We start from the raw sequence: 4,014 nt of genomic DNA, 5'->3' as shown, positions 1-4,014 counted from the left end.
GCCTCTCGGAGGTGTTCGCGAGCTGAGCCGGCCCGCTGAACCCCTTGACGAGGAGCCGGACGGCCAGGCCCACCTCCCAGGCGAACACCGGGAGGGCGGCGAGCGAGCCGGCGCCGGACACCTGCTCGTAGAGGCCGAACAGCACGGCCGTCGCGGAGGCGCAGATCATTGCGCCGCCGACCAGCCCGAGCACGGCGAGGGGCCGCGGGACGAGCCGTGCGCGGTACATCAGACAGGCCAGGACCAGGGTGTTCGCGCCCAGCACGAAGTTGGGCCCGAAGAGGAAGGTCCAGTCGTGGATCGCCACGAGGGCGTCGGCGGCCGTGCCGAGGGACGCGCTGTCGCCGCCCGGCGCCGCGGCGGACCCCCTGCGCAGGGTCACCACGGACAGCACGCTGACGAGGCCGACGAGGATGACGGCGGCTTCGAGCAGGCGGCCGCAGACGTAGCCGAGCGCGGCCCCCTCGTTGCGGCGCTTCAGGACCGGGTACAGGGCGGCCCCGGTGCCGACGACCGCCAGCGCGAGGACGAACTCGCACAGCGCACCGAGGAACACGCGGGTGTCGGCGCCGGCGCCGAGGACGTAGTCGGTGCCGTTCAGCACGGGTCCGTACAGCAGCAGACCGGCGATCGCGGCGACCTCCGTGACGAGGAACAGCGCCCCCGTGACGACCGCGGTCCCCCTGTCCGGCCCCTTCGATGCGGTCGAGCTCTTCGCGTCCATGCGGAACCACTCCCCCTCCTGGATGGTGTACGGCGTACACCCGAGACACACGGTAGGTGTACGCCGTACACTCGTCAAGCCCGGGCGGCCGCCCGCGCACCGACCACGAGGGAGCTGATCGCATGACCCGGCAGCCGGAGGCGGCACCGAGGGCGCCCCTGAGCAGGGACCGGGTGCTGCGCGCCGCGGTCGCGCTGGCCGACTCCACCGGGATCGAGGCGCTGAGCATGCGCAGGCTCGCCCAGGAGCTGGGCGTGGTGCCGATGGCGCTCTACAAGCACGTCGCCCACAAGGAAGAGCTCCTGGACGGCATGGTGGAGACGGTCGTGGGCGAGATCGGCCCGCCGGCCCCCGGCACCGGCTGGCGGGCCGCGGTCCGCCTGCGGATCCTGTCCGCGCGCACCGCCCTGCTGGGGCACCCGTGGGCGGCCCAGGTGATCCGCTCGCGCACCGGCCCGACCCCGGCGGTGCTCGCGCACCTGGACGCGGTGATCGGGACGTTCCGCGCGGGCGGCCTCTCGGCCGACCTCACCCACCATGCGATGCACGCCCTCGGCAGCCGTGTCCTCGGGTTCACCCAGGAGGTGTTCGACGCCGCCCCCGGACCGGCTCCGCAAGGGCCGGCGATCCTGCCCCCGGAGGCCGCGGCGGCCTATCCGCACGTCGCGGAACTGGCCATGGCCGCCGCCCACGACGGGGACTCCGTCGTGGGCGGCGGCTGTGACGACCGGTTCGAGTTCGAGTTCGCGCTCGACCTCCTACTGGAAGGCTTCGAACGCCTCCACCGGCAGGGCTGGACCTCCGCCGGCGGGGGTGTGGCCGGCTAGTCGCCGAGTTCCAGGATCCGGCCGGTGCCCGCGCCCTCGATGGTGCGCACGTAGGCCCGGGCCACGTCCGCGACGTCGACCGGCGCGAAGCCCGGGAAGGAGTCGCCGTAGGCGTCGAGGGCCTCGGTGAAGACCGTGGGGCTGACGGCGTTGATCCGCTGCGGGGCGATCTCGACGGCCGCCGCCCGGACGAAGGCCTCCACGGCGCCGTTCGCCATCGAGGCGGCCGAGCCCGTGACGATCGGGCTGCGCGCCAGCACGCCGGTGATCAGGGTGAAGGATCCGCGCGGCGCGATGCGCCCGGTGCCCTGGCGGACCAGCTCCAGCTGGCTCATGACCTTGCCGCGGAAGGCCGCGGTCCAGTCCTCGGGGGTCATTTGGGCGACCGGCTTGTACGGGACGCTGCCGGCGGCGCTCGCCACCGCGTCGAGCTGCCCGTCCCGGCCGGCCGCCTCGTACAGGGCGGTGATCTGCTGCGGGTCCGTGATGTCGAAGCGCAGATCGCCGGTCGAGCGTCCGGCGGTGAGGACCTCGTGGCCGCGGGTGGTCAGGGCGTGGTGGACGGCGGTGCCGAGCATGCCGCCCGCGCCGATGAGAAGGATTCGCATGACCCCGACGCTATGGGCACCCGCACCGGCCGGGGAAATGCCTTCTCGGCAGCATTTATGCTTGGCGGTCATGAATGTGGAGCTGCGTCATCTGAGGGCCCTCGCGGCGATCGGCGACGAGGGGAGCATCACGGGCGCCGCCGCCGTGCTGCGCATCGGCCAGCCCGCCCTGTCCCGCACCCTCGACCAGCTGGAGCGCCGCCTCGGCACGCCGCTGGTGGAGCGTACGACCCGCCGGCTCGGCCTCACCCCCGCCGGGCACCGCCTGTGGGAGCACGCGCACCGCATCCTCGCCCAGCTGGACGACGCGCTCACCGAGGCCGCGGCCGGCCCGCGGCCGCTGCGCGTCGGCTTCGCCTGGGGCGCGCTCGGCCCGCACACCGTGGGGCTGCTGCGGGACTGGCGCCGCGACCACCCCGAGGTCCCGGTCCAGGTGCACCGGCTCGCGGATCCGGAGACGGGGCTGCGCCGCGGCGAGATCGACGCCGCGTTCATGCGCACCCTGCCGGAGGGCGACGCCGCGGGGCTGTCCGTGCTGCCGCTGTACCGGGAGCCGCGGATCGCGGCCCTGTCCGAGGACGATCCGCTGGCCGCGCGCACCGAGCTCGGCCTGGCCGATCTGGCCGAGCGGACCGTCGTCCTGTGCGCGACGGCGGCGACGTCCGGCACCGACCTGTGGCCCGACGAACGCAAGCCCTCGGTCACCCTCGAGGTCGCCAACGTCGACGAATGGCTGACGGCCATCGCGACGGGCGAGGCGGTCGGGGTCACCGCCGAGGCCACCCGGCACAGCCACCCGTTCCCCGGCGTCCGGTACCTGCCGCTGACCGACGCCGAGCCGGTGACGGTGCTCTTCCTCGCGCCCGCCGCACCGGCCCACACCGCGACCGCCGCCTTCCGCGACCACGCCCGGCGCTCGCTCACCGGCGGTGGCCTGATCGCGTAGGCTCGGCGAATGGCCAAGTACTTCGACGTGCACCCCGAGAACCCCCAGCAGCGCACCATCGGCAGTGTCGCTGACAGCATCCGCTCCGGCGCGCTCGTCGCGTACCCCACGGACTCCTGCTACGCGCTGGGCTGCCAGCTCGGCAACCGTGACGGCCTCGCCCGGATCCGGTCCATCCGCGATCTCGACGACCGCCACCACTTCACCCTGGTGTGCCAGAACTTCGCCCAGCTGGGCCAGTTCGTGCAGATCGACAACGACGTGTTCCGTGCGATCAAGGCGTCCACGCCCGGCAGTTACACCTTCATCCTGCCCGCGACGAAGGAAGTGCCGCGCCAGCTGCTGCACCCCAAGAAGAAGACGGTCGGCGTCCGCATCCCCGACCACGCGGTGACCCAGGCGCTGCTCGCCGACCTCGGCGAGCCGCTGCTGTCCAGCACCCTGCTCCTGCCCGACGAGCCGGAGCCGCTGACCCAGGGCTGGGAGATCAAGGAGCGGCTCGACTACCTCGTGGACATCGTGGTGGACTCGGGCGACTGCGGGACCGAGCCGACCACCGTCATCGACTTCTCCGGCGGCGAGGCGGAGATCGTGCGCCGCGGGGCGGGCGACACCACCCGGTTCGAGTGACGCGGGCCGTCAGCCGGTGGCCGGGCCGCCCGGTCGCGGCTCGCCGCCCCGGCTGACCAGGCCGTACGCCCAGCGTTCGTTCAGGCCGGCGAGGAAGCCGACGCTGCCCCAGAAGAACCAGGCCTTGATCAGGGCCTGGTGTCCGGCCGGCGACAGCGGCCCGGGCCCGCACATGTCGTCCGGGGCGGCCGGCGGCGTGAGCAGGGTGAGGATTCCGCCGTTGATGAGCAGGAACAGCGAGGTGGCCAGGAACCAGCCCACCACCACCCGGTACCAGCC

The 4,014-nt window shown here is 73.6% G+C and carries 5 protein-coding genes and 1 pseudogene; 3 read left to right on the top strand and 3 right to left on the bottom strand.

What is annotated here, in order from left to right; translation table 11 throughout:
- Positions 1–724: DUF4386 domain-containing protein (locus tag ACFXA3_RS37670; RefSeq protein WP_385194967.1), on the bottom strand; the 724-nt coding region annotated here is incomplete at its 3' end.
- 122 nt (positions 725–846) lie between these two features.
- On the opposite strand from ACFXA3_RS37670, the gene ACFXA3_RS37665 reads away from it, so the two are divergent.
- Entirely contained in the window at positions 847–1,551 is a 705-nt protein-coding gene (locus tag ACFXA3_RS37665) for a TetR/AcrR family transcriptional regulator C-terminal domain-containing protein (RefSeq protein WP_385194964.1), read from the top strand.
- Here the strand turns inward: ACFXA3_RS37665 and ACFXA3_RS37660 are convergent.
- Positions 1,548–2,159 (bottom strand): short chain dehydrogenase, encoded by a 612-nt coding sequence (locus ACFXA3_RS37660; protein WP_385194961.1) that lies wholly within the window; start codon positions 2,157–2,159, stop codon positions 1,548–1,550. The genes ACFXA3_RS37665 and ACFXA3_RS37660 overlap by 4 nt on opposite strands.
- 70 nt (positions 2,160–2,229) lie before the next feature.
- On the opposite strand from ACFXA3_RS37660, the gene ACFXA3_RS37655 reads away from it, so the two are divergent.
- Both ACFXA3_RS37655 and ACFXA3_RS37650 read left to right on the top strand, forming a co-directional pair.
- Positions 2,230–3,105: a LysR family transcriptional regulator gene (locus ACFXA3_RS37655; protein ID WP_385194958.1), complete on the top strand. Its 876-nt coding sequence runs from the start codon at positions 2,230–2,232 to the stop codon at positions 3,103–3,105.
- A gap of 9 nt (positions 3,106–3,114) precedes the next feature.
- A complete protein-coding gene (locus tag ACFXA3_RS37650) occupies positions 3,115–3,735 on the top strand; it encodes an L-threonylcarbamoyladenylate synthase (RefSeq protein ID WP_385194955.1) in 621 nt (206 codons plus the stop codon).
- Positions 3,736–3,744: 9 nt separating this feature from the next.
- Here the strand turns inward: ACFXA3_RS37650 and ACFXA3_RS37645 are convergent.
- Positions 3,745–4,014: pseudogene (locus ACFXA3_RS37645) on the bottom strand (hypothetical protein); the annotation flags it as partial.

The organism is Streptomyces sp. NPDC059456 (genome assembly GCF_042750055.1).
In the GTDB taxonomy this organism is placed as follows: domain Bacteria; phylum Actinomycetota; class Actinomycetes; order Streptomycetales; family Streptomycetaceae; genus Streptomyces.
This window is presented reverse-complemented; position numbering and strand designations above follow the sequence as displayed.